Source organism: Bartonella florencae (assembly GCF_000312525.1).
GTDB lineage: Bacteria > Pseudomonadota > Alphaproteobacteria > Rhizobiales > Rhizobiaceae > Bartonella > Bartonella florencae.
Genome location: NZ_HE997507.1, coordinates 1 through 480 on the forward strand (window position 1 = coordinate 1; position 480 = coordinate 480).

At 44.4% G+C, this 480-nt stretch carries 1 protein-coding gene; it reads left to right on the forward strand.

Annotated features, from left to right (window positions below; translation table 11 throughout):
- A partial coding sequence (locus tag BN202_RS09080) for a BID domain-containing T4SS effector (RefSeq protein ID WP_019220332.1) occupies window positions 1-480 on the forward strand: 480 nt, incomplete at both ends.

Consider the following 480-nt stretch of genomic DNA (forward strand, 5'->3'; position numbering starts at 1 on the left):
AGCCAGAACCCATCTATGCAAATATTGACTTTGGTGCAAAGGGTGGGCGTGCACCCCATAAACCCATCGAATCTGTCTATGCAACCGTTACCTCGAGTGGACGAGAGCCTTCACAACAACCAGAATCCATCTATGCCGAGGTTAGCGCAGGAAGAACAACCCCTCCTCCAAGAACGCCGCAAGATGAGGTTACTTCAAAGATTTTAAAAAACCCAGACTTCCAATATGGTGTATTGGAAGTCCAAGAGCATTGCCAAGTTGTTTATGGTGACCGGTATGCTTTGAATAAAGACCTTTCTGCAATTCTTGAAAATCCTCAAGCTGGAGAGAAAATCCTAAGAAACCTTATGGAAAATCCTGAAGCCCCTGGTAAACTTGCCGGAAGAGCAGTACTTGGCATAAAAAGCCAAGGCCGCAAAGAAGCTGAACAAGAGTTTCGGCATCTTTGTTCATCTTTTGAAAAGCATATATATCAGGTAG